12 protein-coding genes and 1 pseudogene are annotated in these 15,288 nt (G+C 70.6%); 5 read left to right on the top strand and 8 right to left on the bottom strand.

Annotated features, from left to right (window positions below):
* Positions 1 to 6: 6 nt before the first annotated feature.
* The 4 genes and pseudogenes from FGX59_RS22385 to FGX59_RS22370 all read right to left on the bottom strand — a co-directional run bounded on the left by FGX59_RS22385 (position 7) and on the right by FGX59_RS22370 (position 3,147).
* Positions 7 to 750 carry an amino acid ABC transporter ATP-binding protein gene (locus tag FGX59_RS22385; protein WP_138469353.1) on the bottom strand — a complete coding sequence of 248 codons (744 nt, stop codon included), beginning with the start codon at positions 748 to 750 and terminating at the stop codon, positions 7 to 9.
* 14 nt (positions 751 to 764) lie between these two features.
* The gene (locus FGX59_RS22380) at positions 765 to 1,433 is read right to left on the bottom strand and encodes an amino acid ABC transporter permease (protein ID WP_138469352.1); all 669 of its coding nucleotides are present in this window, start codon (positions 1,431 to 1,433) and stop codon (positions 765 to 767) included.
* The gene (locus tag FGX59_RS22375) at positions 1,423 to 2,172 is read right to left on the bottom strand and encodes an amino acid ABC transporter permease (protein WP_138469351.1); all 750 of its coding nucleotides are present in this window, start codon (positions 2,170 to 2,172) and stop codon (positions 1,423 to 1,425) included. The genes FGX59_RS22380 and FGX59_RS22375 overlap by 11 nt, the downstream gene beginning before the upstream one ends.
* Before the next feature lie 64 nt (positions 2,173 to 2,236).
* Positions 2,237 to 3,147 (bottom strand): annotated as a pseudogene (locus tag FGX59_RS22370) (transporter substrate-binding domain-containing protein).
* A 114-nt stretch (positions 3,148 to 3,261) separates the two neighbouring features.
* Here FGX59_RS22370 and FGX59_RS22365 point away from each other — a divergent pair.
* Positions 3,262 to 4,200: a LysR substrate-binding domain-containing protein gene (locus tag FGX59_RS22365; protein WP_138469350.1), complete on the top strand. Its 939-nt coding sequence runs from the start codon at positions 3,262 to 3,264 to the stop codon at positions 4,198 to 4,200.
* A 2,073-nt stretch (positions 4,201 to 6,273) separates the two neighbouring features.
* Positions 6,274 to 7,074: a SapC family protein gene (locus tag FGX59_RS22360; protein WP_171060781.1), complete on the top strand. Its 801-nt coding sequence runs from the start codon at positions 6,274 to 6,276 to the stop codon at positions 7,072 to 7,074.
* A gap of 4 nt (positions 7,075 to 7,078) precedes the next feature.
* On the opposite strand, the gene FGX59_RS22355 is transcribed toward FGX59_RS22360, so the two are convergent.
* From FGX59_RS22355 to FGX59_RS22340, 4 genes are all read right to left on the bottom strand, one after another.
* Complete coding sequence (locus FGX59_RS22355) at positions 7,079 to 7,966, bottom strand: class I SAM-dependent methyltransferase (RefSeq protein ID WP_138469348.1); 888 nt, start codon at positions 7,964 to 7,966, stop codon at positions 7,079 to 7,081.
* Between the two features lie 50 nt (positions 7,967 to 8,016).
* Positions 8,017 to 9,279 carry a diaminopimelate decarboxylase gene (locus FGX59_RS22350; RefSeq protein ID WP_138469347.1) on the bottom strand — a complete coding sequence of 421 codons (1,263 nt, stop codon included), beginning with the start codon at positions 9,277 to 9,279 and terminating at the stop codon, positions 8,017 to 8,019.
* Entirely contained in the window at positions 9,272 to 9,520 is a 249-nt protein-coding gene (locus tag FGX59_RS22345) for a hypothetical protein (RefSeq protein ID WP_138469346.1), read from the bottom strand. The genes FGX59_RS22350 and FGX59_RS22345 overlap by 8 nt, the downstream gene beginning before the upstream one ends.
* Positions 9,521 to 9,605: 85 nt before the next feature.
* Positions 9,606 to 11,021, bottom strand: coding sequence for an aminotransferase (locus tag FGX59_RS22340; protein WP_240722647.1), 1,416 nt, complete (start codon positions 11,019 to 11,021; stop codon positions 9,606 to 9,608).
* Positions 11,022 to 11,690: 669 nt separating this feature from the next.
* On the opposite strand from FGX59_RS22340, the gene FGX59_RS22335 reads away from it, so the two are divergent.
* The 3 genes from FGX59_RS22335 to FGX59_RS22325 are packed head-to-tail and all read left to right on the top strand — an operon-like array spanning position 11,691 to position 15,287.
* Positions 11,691 to 12,551 carry a xanthine dehydrogenase family protein subunit M gene (locus tag FGX59_RS22335; protein ID WP_138469345.1) on the top strand — a complete coding sequence of 287 codons (861 nt, stop codon included), beginning with the start codon at positions 11,691 to 11,693 and terminating at the stop codon, positions 12,549 to 12,551.
* Positions 12,552 to 12,555: 4 nt separating this feature from the next.
* On the top strand, positions 12,556 to 13,038 hold the full coding sequence (locus FGX59_RS22330; protein ID WP_138469344.1) for a (2Fe-2S)-binding protein: 483 nt from the start codon (positions 12,556 to 12,558) through the stop codon (positions 13,036 to 13,038).
* Positions 13,038 to 15,287 carry a xanthine dehydrogenase family protein molybdopterin-binding subunit gene (locus tag FGX59_RS22325; RefSeq protein ID WP_138469343.1) on the top strand — a complete coding sequence of 750 codons (2,250 nt, stop codon included), beginning with the start codon at positions 13,038 to 13,040 and terminating at the stop codon, positions 15,285 to 15,287. The genes FGX59_RS22330 and FGX59_RS22325 overlap by 1 nt, the downstream gene beginning before the upstream one ends.
* The last annotated feature ends 1 nt before the right edge of the window (position 15,288 follow it).

Here is a 15,288-nt window from a genome sequence, read left to right as displayed (position 1 = left end):
TTGGGGTCAGTGGTGGAGAATGCGGGACAGGAGGGCCCGGGCCCGCTCGGAGCGGGGGGTCTCGAAGAAGGCGGCGCAGGGGGCGTCCTCGACGATCTCCCCCTGGTCCATGAAGATCACGCGGTCCGCGACCTTGCGGGCAAAGCCCATCTCGTGGGTCACGACCATCATCGTCATGCCGTCGCGGGCCAGCTCGGCCATGACGTCGAGCAGCTCGCCGACCATTTCCGGGTCGAGCGCCGAGGTCGGCTCGTCGAAGAGCATCACCTCGGGGTTCATCGCCAGCGCGCGTGCGATGGCGACGCGCTGCTGCTGGCCGCCCGAGAGCTGCGCGGGGTGCTTTTCGGCCTGCGCGGCCAGCCCGACGCGCTCGAGCAGCGCGCGGGCGGTGCGCTCGGCCCCGGCCGCGCTGCGCCCCAGCACCTTCTGCTGCGCGAGGCAGAGATTGCCGAGCACGCTGAGATGCGGGAAGAGCTCGAAATGCTGGAAGACCATGCCGGTCCGGGCGCGCAGCCGCCGCGGGGCGACCTGCAGGCCGTTGACGCGGATCGTGCCGGACTGAACCGGCTCCAGCGCGTTGACGGTCTTGATCAGGGTGGATTTCCCCGATCCCGAGGGGCCGCAGACCACGACCACCTCGCCGCGGGCGACCTGGGTGGTGCAGCCTTTCAGCACGGCGAAGCTGCCATAGGATTTCGACACGGCGTCGCGCTCGATCGCGGGGCGGTCGCCAGAGAGGGGGCGGGACATCGGAGGGCTCCTTTTCACGAGAGGGCGCCCAGGCGGCGCAGGCCGGCAGAGCCGAGCCAGGAGAGGGCGAAATAGACCGCCGCGGCGAAGAGGCAGAGTTCCGCCAGCCGGCCGTCGCGCTGCGCGATCTTGGTGGCGGCGCCGAGGAAGTCGGTGATCGAGAGCACATAGACCAGCGAGGTGTCCTGGAAGAGGACGATGGTCCGGGTCAGCAGCACCGGCGTCATCCGCCGCACCGCCTGGGGCAGCACGACCGGGCCCGTCACCTGGCGGTCGCCGAGCCCCAGCGCGCGGCCCGCCGCATGTCCCTGCGGCACGCTCTGGATGCCCGCGCGCATGATCTCGGAGAAATAGGCCGCCTCGAAGAGGGTGAAGGCGACGCGCGAGGAGAGGAAGGCGCCGACATGGACGGGCCGCTCCGCCCCGGTCAGCCAGGCGCCCAGATAGGGCACGAGGAAGTAGACCCAGAAGATCACCAGGACCAGCGGCAGCGCGCGCAGCAGGGTCACATAGGGGCGGGCCATGGCGGAGAGCCAGCGCAGCGCCGAGAGCCGCATCAGCGCGCTCGCCGAGCCCAGAACCGCGCCGCCCGCCGCCGACAGCGTCAGCGTGAAGCGCAGCCCGTCGCGGAAGAGATAGCCGAGCGCGCCGGTGACGGCCGTAACGTCGAAATCAGAAAGCATGTCCGTCTCCCCGGGGCCGGGACAGGCCGGGCAGCGCCAGCCGGCGCTCGGCCAGGGCCATGGCGCGCACGTCCACGGCGTTGACGGCAAGGTAGAGCAGCGTCGCCGCGGCGAAGGCCTCGAACACCTGGAACGAATATTCCTGCATGCTGCGCGCGCGGGCGGTCAGCTCCATCAGCCCGATCGTCATCGCCACCGAGGTGTTCTTGGTGTTGTTGAGGAATTCCGAGGCCAGCGCCGGCAGCACGATCCGCAGCGCATTGGGCAGGAGCACGCTGGCATGGACCTGTGCGGGCGAGAGGCCGAGCGCGATCCCGGCCTGGCGCTGGCCGCGGGGCAGGCTCTCGATCCCGGCGCGCACCTGCTCGGAGACCCGCGCCGCGGTATAGCGGCCGAGCGAGAGCACGGCGGTGGCGAAGGCGGCATTGGGCAGCCGCTTCAGCCAGGTGCCCGCGGGTTCGGGCAGCAGTTCCGGCAGCACGACGTACCACAGGAACATCTGCACGATCAGCGGGATGTTGCGGAAAAGCTCGGCATAGGCGTCGCAGGCCAGGCGCGGCCCGCGCTGCGGCAGCGTGCGCAGGATGCCGAGCAGCATGCCCAGCGGCAGCGCCAGTCCCCAGGAAAGCGCCGCCGTCGCCAGCGTCCAGCCGAGCCCCGACAGGAGCAGCGACAGGTAGCTGCCGGTCCCGTCCGCCGAGGGGGCGGGGAAGATCGCCCAGTTCCAGGCATAGTCCATTCTCGCCCCCGTTCAGGCAGGCGGGACGCGGCCATGCGCGCGCGCCCCGCAATGTGGTTGAGGCTCAGTAATCGGCGGGATCGCCGGAATCCGCGGGATGGCGGACAAGCGCCTTCAGCTGCGCGCTCATCGGCAGCTCGAAGGACACGCCGCGCGGCGGGATCGGGACCTCGAACCAGCGCGCGTAGATGTCCGCGACGCGGCCGTCCTCCATCAGCCCGGTGACGGTCTCGTCGACCAGCGCCGCGAAGGCGGGGTCGTCCCGGCGCAGCATGATGCCGTAGGGCTCGACTGTGAAGGGCGCGCCGACAATCCGGTAGGCCTGCGGATCGCGGGCGGTGGCGCGCATCCCGGCCAGGATGATGTCGTCCTGGGCGATGCATCGGCCCGGCCGGTCTGCAGCAGCAGGAAGGAGTCCGCGAAATCCTTGGCCGGCAGCATGCGCGGCCCCAGATCCCGTTCCTCGTTCAGCCGGGTCAGCACCTGCACCGGGTTCGAGCCCTGCATCGCCGGGACGGTCCGGCCCGCGAGATCGCCGGGCCCCTCGATGCCCGCGTCCGCCCGCACCAGGAAGCGCCCGGCGGCCAGGACCATCGTCGGCCCGTAGGCGACCTGGCGCTGCCGCTCCAGCGTATTGGTGGTCGAGCCCCATTCGAGGTCGATCGTGCCATTGGCCAGCAGCGGGATGCGGGTCTGCGAGGTGACGGTCAGGTCGCCGGTCTCCAGCTCCGGCAGCTCCAGCCGCTCGCGGACCGCCTCGACCACCGCGCGGCAGAGATCCATCGAGAAGCCCACCGGCTGCGCGTCGCCGTCGAGATAGGAGAAGGGCACCGCCGCGTCGCGGTGGCCGAGCGTGATCCGCCCGGTCTCGGCGATCTTGGCAAGCGTGCCGTCAAGCGCCAGGGCGGGCAGGGGACCGGCCAGCGACAGCGCGGCAAGCGCCGCGCCGAGGGTCGGCAGGGAACGGATCTTCATGGAAACCTCCAGGTCTGTTGGAACGCGCCGCTCTTGCCGGGCGCTGGTGGCGACAGGACTAGGGGCCGTGGCGGCTTGCGTCCAAAGCCGTTTGGGCAATAGGTTATACCGCGAATGCATAACCCCGGGGCGATGATGCAGATCGACTGGCTCGACGACTTCCTGACGCTGGCGAAGACGCGGAACTTCTCCCTGGCCGCCGAGATCCGCAACACCACCCAGCCGGCCTTCAGCCGCCGTATCCGGCGGCTCGAGGACTGGGTCGGCGAGACGCTGATCGACCGCAGCAGCTATCCGGTGCAGCTGACCCGCGCCGGGCAGAGCTTCCAGGCCGAGGCGGAGACGATCATCGAGCAGATCGCCTCGGCGCGCGGCCGCGCCGCCAGCGCCGCCAGGACCGAGCGCGAGACCCTGCTCTTCGCCGCGACGCACATGATCTCGACCGAGTTCTTCCCTGCCTGGCTGCAGCGCGTCTCGCCCGCGGCGCCCGCCGCGCAGGCGCGGCTCAACTGCTATTCGGTGGCGCGCTGCTTCGACGAGCTGGCCTCGGGCCATGTCGATTTCATGCTCTGCCCGATCCCGCATGCGCCGCGCGAGGAGATCCGCGCCTGGGCGCAGCATGACCATGTGGTCGTGGCCGCCGACCGGATGATGCCGGTCTCGGTGCCGGACGGGGCGGGCGGGGCGAAATTCGCCATCCGTCCCGGCGCCCTGCGGCTGCCGCTCCTGCAGCTCTCGGAAAGCTCGGTGCTCGGCGGTGCCGTGCTGCGGCTGCTGGCCGGGAAGGCCGCCGGGGCAGAGGGGCTCTTCGACACCGTCTTCGAAAGCCCGCTGAAGGAGGCGGTCAAGGCGATGGCGCTGAAGGGCTACGGCGTCGCCTGGCTGCCGGCCTCTTCATGTGCGGCGGAGCTGGCCGAGGGCCGTCTGGTCCCGGCGGCGGGCGAGGACTGGATGACCGGCTACGACATCCGCTGCTACCGCAAGGCCGGACCGCTCAGCCCGGCCGCCGCCGCCTTCTGGCGCAAGGTCGCCGCGACAGCGGCCACGGCCTGAGCCGCCGGGTCCTCCGCGGGCTCGGCATTCCCGGGGCGCGGCCCTGCGAACAGGCGAAAGGCCGGAGCGGGCCTTCTGCAGCGCGCCCGGTCCCGAGCCGCTTCGGGCAAGCCGGACCGGGCCGCCGATCGTTTCATCCCGCGTACGCGTAGTCTGGCAGCGCCTTGCGGGCGCTTGCACGGTTCTCTGCGCGGCGTCGGAGCGCCGGCGCTTGTGGTCTATCTGGGACTGGGGCGCCGCCTGTCCTCCAGCGTGCCGGTCACGGCATGCGCGTCGCCGCATGTCCCCGTGCTTCCGACCTGGCAGCGGCGCCCGTCGGCATCTTGCGAACTGATGAAAAGGGACTCCCGGGTGTCGTCGGAGAGGACAAGGTTCCGGACCTGGTCAGGGCTGCTCTCCGTGCTGAGCAAGTCTAGCCGCCGTCAGGACCAAATTCTCAGTTCATGCTCCACGTTCCACAGCTGAACAGGCATTCTCGGCGCTCTCCCAGACGGCGGTTCCGGTTCCAGGTCGCAGCCTTCTCCGGACCGGCGGCGCGAGAGGACGGGAGGGCCGCGTGCCGCGCCGGAGAGCGCCGCCGTTGCCGAGACCAGCATGGCCGCATCGGGGGTGAGGATGCCGAGGGAGAGGGGGGCGACCGCCTCGCCTTTCTCGTCGAGCAGGCCGAAGGCATAGTCTCGGCGGTCAGGCCGAGCGAGTCGGTGTTGCCCGTCGGCCATGAAGGACGCGCTCAGCGCCTCGCCGGATATCCCTCAGGCACGATGGCATAACTGTGCCCTCCGCGGATCTCGAAACGGCTCCGCAGCTCTCGATCGCGGTCGACGCGGCGCCTGTCCCGAGCCTCGATGGTCCGCGGGTGGCATGGCATTGGCGACGGAGGCGCCGCGGGAGGCGTGGCACGCGATCAGGTCGCCCGCGCCGCCGTTGATGCGCGCGTCGCAGGAGGGGTGCCGCGAGCTCCAGAGCTCCGCATCGGTCCCGTCGCGCGATCCGCGCGGCAGGCCGGTGACACTGCCGCCGCATGGCTTGCCGTGGCGCTGGCTGCCGACAGCAGGGCGCCCATGCCAAGCGGATGGAAATATGGCCTATTTCCATTGTTTTATGGTCAATCGCACCGAGGTCTAGCCGCGGGAAAAGGTCAACTACGGAAGCTGTCTGGTCGGGAACGTATTGCAGCACGTCCCTCCCGGCGGGCCGTCTCCGGTGACGGCGCGCTGTCTCGGGGCGGGGGCGCGGCGCCCGCGGCGGTGGTGGGCAGCCTCTCAAGTCCTGCCCGCGCCATTGTCCGCTTCGCCGTCGCGGAATGGCCGTCGCCCCGGGGCCGGTCCGCGGCTCTCGGCGCCGGGCGCTGCCATCCGGCCGCGCGGAAGGGTCCGCCCGGAAACTTCACTGCTCTGGAAGATTTCCATTGCCATATGTTTTAGGTTTAGAGTAAATTGAGTGCAGGCTGCTTCGGCGATTTCCGTCTGGCGGCCGGGCCTGTTGGCTCATGGATAATAGGCTGAAATTGACACGTATAGATGGAATGTGATATTTAAAATATCCGTCCTGATCGAACAGCAAACCGGTCATGGACGGGGTCCGCCCGCCGCAGCTGCGGCAGGCAGGCGTTGGGTGCGCATCCGCAAGCTGCAATATCGAAGGGGTGCCGGGGCCGGACTGCCGGACCGGACTCCCCCGTCATCCGCCCGCGGCGCGACCGGGGCGGTATCCGCGGGGCCATGCGCCCGCGGTCCTGGGAAGGGATCTGCGCGGCGCGTGTCCGGCCAGGGAGCCGGCCGCGCGCCGCAGGACAAGGGAGGACTCTCGACGACGGCGGGACGGGCCGGGCGCGCAGAGCGCGGCCGGGCCACGGAGACCGGACAGGACAATGGCGGCAGCAGCGACACGTAGGACCATGCCCTGCCAGTCCGCGCCGTCTCCGGCTACCGCGGCCCGGCCGGGCCTGCCCGGTCTCCATCCGGACGACCCCGGACCGGCATGACTCTCAGGTGCCGGTCCGGCACTGGCGCGGCCCAGCCCCCAAGGGGCCGCGCCATCTTGATTACTCTGCCGCAGCAGGAGAAGATCCTCATGGCCCATTCGATTTTCGCCGATGGCGAGATGCTCGCCTCCGAGCGGCACGCCCGGCTCAGCTATTTTCCCGAAGGCAGCTACCGGCTCTGCGCCGGGCAGGCGACCGCGCCCGTTACCCTGGCCGAATTCTCCGAGGCGGCGCGGGACCATCCGATCCTGTTCGCGGGCAGCGGCTCGACGACCATGCCGGTGGCGCTGATGGGACTCGCCCCGGGCGAGAACCTTTTCGTCGATGCCGAGGGACACTGGACCGGCGGCTACATCCCGGCGCATTTCCGCCAGCTGCCCTTCTACAACACCGAGGTGCGCGATACCGGCAAGGTCGTGCTGTCGATCCTGCCCGGCTCGGGCGAGCTGCGCGACGACGGGGCGGGGCTGCCGCTGTTCGATGTCGACGGCCAGCCGGGACATTTCCTGCGCGAGGTGATGAACTTCACCCGCGCGCATTACCAGAACACCATCGCCACCGGAAATTTCTGCAAGCTGCTGGAGGCGCTCGAACTGCTGGAGCCGATGCAGTGGACCACCGATCTGCCGGGGCGGGGGCATCGCGCGGTCTCGGGCTTCCGCCAGGTGTCGCGCGCGCGCTTGGCCGGGCTGCCGCAGCACCAGACCGCGCTTCTGGCCGAGCGCGGCATGCTCGACGCGATCCGCCTGCATCTGGACTCGATCCGCAATCTCGTGCGGCTCGCGCTGCGGGCCACCGAAGGCGCCGGGCAGGCGGATGCGGCGCAGGACGGCGACACGCTCGACTCGGTCGCCTCGATCGCGCGCCGCCTGGCCCGCTCGGTGTCCTGAGCGTTCAGGCGGGCGTGCCGCGGATCACGCAGACGCGGTGGAAAAGCGGCGTGCCGGGGCTGTCCTCCTGCAGCGCCTGCGCCTCGCAGGCCGAGAGCGGCATCCGCCCCTGCGGATCGGCGAAGAACTCGCAGACCAGCGCCGCCTCGAAGCCGGTGCCCTTCATCGCCCGCTCCAGCGTGACGAAGAACGAGATGTCGGTGCCGCCATCCTGGCGGACCATCTGCGAATGCAGCACTTCCGGCCGGTAGCCATTGGCCTCGAACATCGCCTCGAGCAGCGAGACCGGGATGCGCGCGCCGAAATTCATGATCAGCTGCGCGGTCGGCGCCGCCTCGCGGACCCGGCGCAGCAGCGCCTCGTTCAGCCCCAGCCCGATGGCGTTGTAGGGATACTGGTCGAAGAGGTTCCAGGGATAGTAATGCGCGATATGGTCGTCGCTGCGGTCCTGCGCGCTGTCGCCCAGCTCGACCTCGTGGGCGTCGCGGAAGGCGGCGACGCGGGCATCCCCGGGATCGCCGACCTGCGGGATGCAGGCGATCACCGCGTCACTGCGGGCGATCCGGGCGCGGGCCTCGTCAGTGTCGATCAGGCTGACCGCGCCATGGACGGGATGGAAGCGGTGCGCCTCCTCCGGGGCGAGGTTGCGGACATTGCGCTCGGCCAGCGCGGCCAGGCGCGGGTCGAGATCGCTGCCCGAGACATCGGCCGCGCGGCACATGCGCAGCAGGAAGGCGGCGTTGATGCCGGTGCCGATCCCCACTTCGTAGACGCGCTTGCCGTCCAGTCCGGCGCGTTCCAGCCCTTTCTGGAAGGTCCGTGTCCAGGGGTCGCCGGGATCGAAGGCGAAGCTCGGGGTTTCCGGGGTGACGGCGGTGTCGGTATCGGTCATGTAGGGTCTTCCGCTTGGGCCTTCCGGTCGGGCCTGGGCTTGGGGGAGGGTCATTCGAGCAGGATCAGCTCGCGCACGTCGCCGCGCAGGCAATGGTCCGAGCGCATCGAGGCGGCATAGCCCCCGGCATTGATCAGCACCATCGTGTCGCCCTCTTCCGGGGCGGGCAGGGGATGGTCCTCGGCCCATTTGTCGAGCGCCTCGTTGACATTGCCCACCACGGTGTAGCGGGTCTCGGGCGCGTCGCGGGGCACGGCGGGGACCGGGGCGCAGGGCAGGTCGTAGAAGGCGGGCTCCATCGCCAGGTTGAATCCGGCATCGAGCCCGAGGAAGTCGACATCCTTGCGCCGCTCGGCATAGGTGACGCCGGCCAGCAGCACGCCGGCATCCTTGACCAGGAAATCGCCGGGCTCCACCGCCATTTCGACGCTATGGAGCCCCAGCACCTGCGCCACTGCCGCGGCCCAGCGGCCGAGATCGAGCGGCGCGTCGCCGGGACGGTGCGGCACGCCGAGCCCGCCGCCGATATTGACCTGCGCCAGGTCGGGCAGCTGCGCCATGAAGGCCTCTGCCGCGCGCAGCACCCGCTCCAGCTGGCCGAGCTCGCGGTCGAGATAGCCGCAGCCGGCATGGAAATGGATGCGCTCGATCACCAGGCCATGCGCGTCGGCGATGGCGATCGCCTCGGGCAGGCGGTCGAGATAGATGCCGAACTTGGTCGCCGCCGCGCCGCTGTACTGCAGCATGTCGTTGCCGCCATAGCCGATCCCGGCATCGGGATTGATCCGCAGCCCGATCCGGCGGCCGGGGCAGGCCGCGCCCAGCCGCTTCAGCGCCGAGAGCGAGTCGAGATTGACCCGCACCCCGGGGAAGCGCGCCAGAATTTCGATGTCCGTCGCGCTCAGCGAGGTGCCGGTGAAGGAGATCGCCTCTTCGGGGAAGCCGCAGGAATAGGCCAGCAGCAGCTCTTCGGGCGAGCAGACATCGGCGCCGCAGCGGCCGCGCGCGGCCAGCCAGGTCAGGAGCTTCGGGCTGCGATTGGCCTTGATCGCGTAGAAGACCCGATGCGCCAGCCCGGCACCGTCCAGCGCGTCATGCAGCGCCTCGAGCTTGGCCGCGACCCGCGGCGCGCGCAGCACATAGGCTGGCGTGCCGAGCCGCTCTGCCGCCGCGTCGAGATCGCAGCTGCCCAGATGCAGCCGTCCGCCGACATGGCGCAGGTCCGGACGCTGCCACCAGGGCGCGGCGCCGTCGGTTCCGGCTCCGCCTGCCGCGGCGCCGGGCCGGTCCTCGACCGCGGCGGGATCAGACATGGGCAGTCATGGCCGGCCCGGGGCCCGACGGCAGGGCGTCGGGCAGGAAGGGCTCGATATCGGTGGCCAGGCGGACGTCGCAGGCATGGGCGCGCAGCCCTGCCGCCACCGCGTCGGGGGCGCAGCCGTCATCGAGCTGCGCCAGGAGCGGCAGCGCGTGGCCGGGCACGTTCAGGATGGCCTGCTTGATCCGCAGAACGGCGAGGGGGGCGGACAGTCCGCGGCAGTCGATATGGCTCATGGTGTCTCCTTCCTTGTCGGCCCTGGGGCCTGGTTGCCCCGCGGGATGCGGGGGGATGCCGCTCCGGGCGGAGCGGCGGGTCGGTCTAGATGTCTCCGGCGCGCAGATCGGCCTCCGCGCGGGCGATCGCCTCGGCCATGATGGCGGCGATCCGGTCGATCTCGGCACGGGTGACGATCAGCGGCGGCGACATGATGCAGAGGTTCTCGTAGGGCCGGACCAGCAGCCCGGCCTCCTCGCAATAGCTGTCGACGCGCGCGGCCAGCGCCATGTTGCGGGCATTCGGCCCCGGCTCTTCTCCGGTCCAGCATTCGACGCAGGCCATCAGGTGGTCGCCGCGCACCGTGTAGACGATGGGCGAGGACGAAAGCGCGCGCAGCTTCTCGATGAAATAGGGCCCGACCTCGCGGACATGGCCGCAGATATCCTCGCGCTGCATGATCTCGATGTTCTTCAGCGCCACCGCGCAGGCCACCGGATGGCCCGAATAGGTGTAGCCGTTCGAGAAGACCGGCTTCTCCGCCGGGGCATTGGCGCCGATCGCGTTGGCGATCCGGTCCGAGACCAGCACCGCGCCCAACGGCTGGTAGCCCGAGGTGATGCCCTTGGCGGTGATGATCATGTCCGGCACGATGCCGAAGCGCGCCTCGGAGGCGAAGAAATGCCCCAGCCGCCCGAATCCCGTCACCACCTCGTCGGAGATGTAGAGGATGCCATGCGCAGCGCAGAGCGCGCGCGTGGCCTTCTGGTAGCCTGGCGGCGGCACCAGCACCCCGCCCGAGGCGAGGATCGGCTCGGCGACGAAGGCGGCGATGTTCCCGGCGCCGATCCGCGCGATCTCGGCCTTCATCTCGGCCATCAGCCGCGCGAGGCAGTCCTCCGAGCTTTCCTCGGCGATATCCGCGTCATGGGCCGGGCTCGAGAGGTGGTGGATGAAGCCCTCCTCGTACTGGAAGAGCGTCCGGTCGGCGGCCTTGCCGCAGAGCGAGGCGGCCAGGTAGGTGCTGCCGTGATAGGCATTGCGGCGGGTCAGGACGTGGCGCTTCTCCGGCTGCCCCTGGGCGGCGAAGTAGTAATGCGCCATGCGGACTGCGGAATCGATCGCGGTGGAGCCGCAGGTGGTGAAATGCACCCGGTTGAGATCGCCCGGCGACAGCTCTGCCAGCGTCTCGGCCAGCCGCGCGGCGGGCGCGCTCGAGACATCGCCGAAGGGGGTGTAATAGGCCATCCGCATCGCCTGGTCGGCCATCGCGTCGACCAGCTCGGCGCGGCCGTAGCCCACGGTCATGCACCACATGCCGCCGATCGCGTCGAGATAGCGCTTGCCCTCCGCGTCATGCACATGGACGCCCTTGGCGGTCTCGACCACCAGCGCATCGGCGGTGCCGAGCTGGCTGAGATCGGCCCAGGGGTGCAGCACGTGGCGCGCATCCATGGCGGCAAGCGAATTGTGCCCGGGGGAGGCAGCGGCGGCAGTCAGGGGGTCGTCGACTTGGGACAAGGACGCTCCGTTCTCCGATTTTGGTCTCTGGGCCCGCGCACGGCCGGCACGGGCGGCGGGGGCTCTGTCATGGCGAACCGCCCGGCGGATGGGTTGCCGCGGCCCCGTCCGGCAGGTGCCGGAATCCGGGGGCTGGCTGGCGGGATCACCCCGCCCTCTGGCGGCGCAGTCCCGCGGCTGGTTGCCAGCACTGCGGAAGCGATATCCATAGGACAGCCAATTCCGGCCCCCAGATTAAGACAATTTCCGTAGATTCCGTGAAATTCCGGACCGGCGTTCCCCCGGCTCCGAAGAAAGCGGCACGAATTTTCCCCCTCTGCCGGATTAATAAGCATGTTCTTGAATTTTTCGGGGCGGGCGCGCGGTCCGGGCCGGGCCCGCGGCCGGAGGCGGCGGGCGGAATGCGCCCGCCGCGGGTGAAGGCGGCTTGCGCCGGGCCGAAGGGCGGGGCAAGACTTCCGCGTGACGGACCGGGCGCTTGCACTATCATGCAGGGAAGCCGGGCATGGAACGAAGCCGGGCCCGTCCGCATGGCGCGGAGGGCTGCCCGGAGGGCGGCGCCTGCCGCCGGAGAAGGGGGCCGGGCGGCAGAGGTGCCGCACGGGCCTGAAGGGAAGCGAATGGCGGCGGGCCGAAGGGCCGCTCCGACGGAGCCACCAGGGGACGCAGATGAACTACCACACACCATCCACATTCGAGGACGCCGCGCGGCTGGCCGGTGCGGCCGGCGGGGTGACGCGCTTCCTCGCCGGGGGCACCGATGTCCTGGTGCAGATGCGCGCGGGCATGGTGCTTCCCGACGACCTGATCGACCTCAAGAAGATCCCCGGCGTGCATGACATCGTGCAGGGCGCCGATGGCGGCTGGCGGATCGGCATCGCCGTGCCGGGCGCGGCGCTCGGCGCGCATGCGGCGCTGGTGGCCGACTGGCCCGGCGTCGTCGAGGGGATGGAGCTGGTCGGCTCCACCCAGGTGCAGGGCCGCGCCACGCTGGCGGGCAATCTGTGCAACGGCTCGCCGGCCGCGGATTCCGTGCCCGGGCTGGTCGCCGCCGGCGCGACGGTGGAGATCACCGGGCCCGACGGCACCCGCAGCGCGCCGGTCGAGGAGATCCCGGCCGGGCCGGGCAAGACGACGCTGGCGCCCGGAGAGCTGATCTCGGCGATCCTGCTGCCGCCCCGCGGCAAGGCGGGCGGCGACGCCTATCTGCGCTTCATCCCGCGCACCGAGATGGACATCGCCGTCGCGGGCTGCGCGGTGAACCTGCGGCTCGAGGGCGACACCATCGCCGAGGCCCGCGTGGCGCTTGGCGCCGTGGCCCCGCGGATCGCGCTGGCGCCGGACTGCGCTGCGGCGATCATCGGCACCACCCTCGACGAGGCGGCGCTGGCCGCGCTCGACGCAGCCGCCCGGGCCGCCTGCAGCCCGATCGACGACAAGCGCGGCACGGTCGCCTTCCGCACCGAAGTGGCCGGCGTGCTCGCCCGCCGCGCCGCCGCCATCGCCTATTCCCGCGCAAAGGGAGAATGACCCCATGAGCAAGATCCACGTGACCACCACCGTCAATGGCGACGAGGTCGAATTCCTGGCCGATCCGCGCGAGTCGCTGCTTGACTGCCTGCGCGACCATCTCGGCCTGACCGGCTCCAAGGAAGGCTGCGGCACCGGCGATTGCGGGGCCTGCTCGGTCACGCTCGACGGCACGCTGGTCTGTTCCTGCCTGGTTCTTGGCGTCGAGGCCGAAGGCCGCCAGGTCGCCACGATCGAGGGCATGGCCGAGGGCAACGAGCTGCACCCGCTGCAGAGGAAGTTCCTCGAGCATGCCGCGCTGCAATGCGGCTTCTGCACGCCGGGCATCCTGGTCGCGGCCAAGGCGCTCTTGGAAAAGACCCCCGACCCGACCGAAACCGAGGTGCGCTACTGGCTGGCAGGCAATCTCTGCCGCTGCACCGGATATGACAAGATCATCCGCGCCGTGCTCGATGCGGCGGCGGAGATGCGGCAGGAGGCTGCGTGATGGCGAAGGACGAGCTCGGCGAAACCCTCCATCTGGTCGGCACAAGGCCGCTGCGCCCGGACGGGCTGGACAAGGTGACGGGGCGCGCGCGCTACGGCGCGGATGTCTCGATGCCCGGCATGCTCTGGGGCGCGGTCGTGCGCTCGCCCCATGCCCATGCGCGGATCGTGAAGATCGACGCCTCGAAGGCCGAGGCGCTGCCCGGGGTGAAGGCGGTCGTGACCCGCGCCGACTTCCCCGAGGGGCTGACCGGCGAGAACTGGAACCTGCAGGAAAACACCATGGCCGGGGAGCGCGCGCTCTATGACGGCCATGCGGTGGCGGCGGTCGCTGCGACCTCGGCCCTGCGCGCGCAGGAGGCGGCGCGGCTGATCGAGGTGGAATACGAGGTCCTGCCGCATGTCATCGATGTCGATGACGCGATCCGCCCCGATGCGCCGGTGATCCGCGAGGGCGCGGCCGATGCGACCGTGCCCGAGGGCAGCCCGCCCAATGTCGCGCGCTATATCGAGTTCGGCCATGGCGATACGGAGGCGGGCTTCGCCGCCGCCGATCTGGTGCGGGAACGCAGCTACAAGACCGAGGCCACGCATCAGGGCTATATCGAGCCGCATGCCTGCCTGGGCCAGCTCGGCGCCGACGGCAAGGGCGAGATGTGGGTCTGCACCCAGGGCCAGTGGTACATCCGCCAGATGTGCTCTTCCGTGCTCGGCCTCGAGGCGGCGCAGCTCCGCGTGACGCCGTCCGAGATCGGCGGCGGCTTCGGCGGCAAGACCACGATCTTCATGGAGCCGCTGTCGCTGGCGCTCAGCCGCAAGGCCGGCGGGCGTCCGGTGAAGATCGTCATGACCCGCTCCGAGGTGCTGCGCGCCACCGGCCCGACCGCCTCGGCCTCGATGGACGTCAAGATCGGCATGACGAAGGACGGGATGATCACCGCCGCCCATGCCGAGTTCCGCATGCAGGGCGGCGCCTTCCCCGGCGCGCCGGTCGACATGGCGCTCTATTGCGCCTTCGCCCCCTACAAGCTGCCCGCGGCGCAGCATATCGGCTACGACGTGCTTGCCAACCGGCCGAAATGCGCCGCCTACCGCGCCCCGGGCTCGCCCATGGGCGCCTTCGCGGTGGAGAGCCTGATCGACGAGATGTGCCGCGAGCTGGGTCTCGACGCGCTCGAGGTCCGGCTGAAGAACGCGGTGAAGGAGGGCGACCGGGCCAGCTACGGCCCGACCTTCGGCTCGATCGGCCTGGTCGAGACGCTGGAGGCGGCGAAGTCCCATCCCAACCTGGCGGCGCCGCTGGGGCCGAACCAGGGCCGCGGCATCGCCTCGGGCTTCTGGTTCAACCATAGCGGCGAGACCTCGGTGTCGCTGGCGATCTCCGAGGACGGCACGGTGCAGGTCTCGGTCGGCACGCCCGATATCGGCGGCAGCCGCGCCTCGATCGCGCTGATGACCGCCGAGACCGTGGGCATCCCCTACGAGGACGTGCGGGTGAACGTGGTCGAGACCGGGGCGCTCGGCGTCAACGAGCCGACCCATGGCAGCCGCGCGACCTTCGCCAGCGGCAAGGCGGCCGTCGTCGCCGCGCGCCAGGCCATCGCCGAGATGTGCCGCCGCGCCGCCGCCGAATGGGGGATCGATCCGGAGGCCGTGGAATGGGCCAATGGCGCCGCCCAGCCCGCGGGCCCGAATGCCGGGAAGTTCCCGCCGATGGGGATCGAGGAGATCGCCGCCAAGATGGGCTCCACCGGCGGGCCGATCTCGGGGCATCATGAATCCGTGCCCGAAGGCGCCGGCGCCAGCTTCGGCTGCCATGTCGTCGATGTCGAGGTCGATCCCGAGACCGGCCGCACCACCGTGCTGCGCTATCTCGTCGTGCAGGATGCCGGCCGGGCGATCCATCCCTCCTATGTCGAGGGCCAGTTCCAGGGCGGTGCCGCGCAGGGCATCGGCTGGGCGCTGAACGAGGCCTATATCTACGGCGAGGACGGGCGGCTGCAGAATGCGGTCTTCCTCGACTACCGCGTGCCGGTGGCCTCGGACCTGCCGATGATCGACACCCAGATCGTCGAAGTGCCCAATCCGGGCCATCCCTTCGGCGTGCGCGGGGTCGGCGAGACCGGCATCACCCCGCCGCTTCCGGCCATCGCCAATGCCATCGAGGCGGCGGCGGGCGTGCGGATGCGCAGCCTGCCGATGTCCCCGCCCAAGGTGCTGGCCGCGATCCGGGCCGCGCGGGAGGGCTGAG

The sequence above is a fragment of the Poseidonocella sp. HB161398 genome (assembly GCF_005870025.1).
Lineage (GTDB): Bacteria > Pseudomonadota > Alphaproteobacteria > Rhodobacterales > Rhodobacteraceae > Mangrovicoccus.
The sequence above is the reverse complement of the archived record's forward strand: the minus strand, read 5'-3'. Positions and strand labels throughout refer to the sequence as shown.

Excerpts from the sequence above, each read along its gene's own strand:
- FGX59_RS22385 (WP_138469353.1), bottom strand. The coding sequence starts at position 750 with ATGTCCCGCCCCCTCTCTGGCGACCGCCCCGCGATCGAGCGCGACGCC.
- FGX59_RS22380 (WP_138469352.1), bottom strand. The coding sequence starts at position 1,433 with ATGCTTTCTGATTTCGACGTTACGGCCGTCACCGGCGCGCTCGGCTAT.
- FGX59_RS22375 (WP_138469351.1), bottom strand. The coding sequence starts at position 2,172 with ATGGACTATGCCTGGAACTGGGCGATCTTCCCCGCCCCCTCGGCGGAC.
- FGX59_RS22365 (WP_138469350.1), top strand. The coding sequence starts at position 3,262 with ATGCATAACCCCGGGGCGATGATGCAGATCGACTGGCTCGACGACTTC.
- FGX59_RS22360 (WP_171060781.1), top strand. The coding sequence starts at position 6,274 with ATGGCCCATTCGATTTTCGCCGATGGCGAGATGCTCGCCTCCGAGCGG.
- FGX59_RS22355 (WP_138469348.1), bottom strand. The coding sequence starts at position 7,966 with ATGACCGATACCGACACCGCCGTCACCCCGGAAACCCCGAGCTTCGCC.
- FGX59_RS22350 (WP_138469347.1), bottom strand. The coding sequence starts at position 9,279 with ATGTCTGATCCCGCCGCGGTCGAGGACCGGCCCGGCGCCGCGGCAGGC.
- FGX59_RS22345 (WP_138469346.1), bottom strand. The coding sequence starts at position 9,520 with ATGAGCCATATCGACTGCCGCGGACTGTCCGCCCCCCTCGCCGTTCTG.
- FGX59_RS22335 (WP_138469345.1), top strand. The coding sequence starts at position 11,691 with ATGAACTACCACACACCATCCACATTCGAGGACGCCGCGCGGCTGGCC.
- FGX59_RS22330 (WP_138469344.1), top strand. The coding sequence starts at position 12,556 with ATGAGCAAGATCCACGTGACCACCACCGTCAATGGCGACGAGGTCGAA.
- FGX59_RS22325 (WP_138469343.1), top strand. The coding sequence starts at position 13,038 with ATGGCGAAGGACGAGCTCGGCGAAACCCTCCATCTGGTCGGCACAAGG.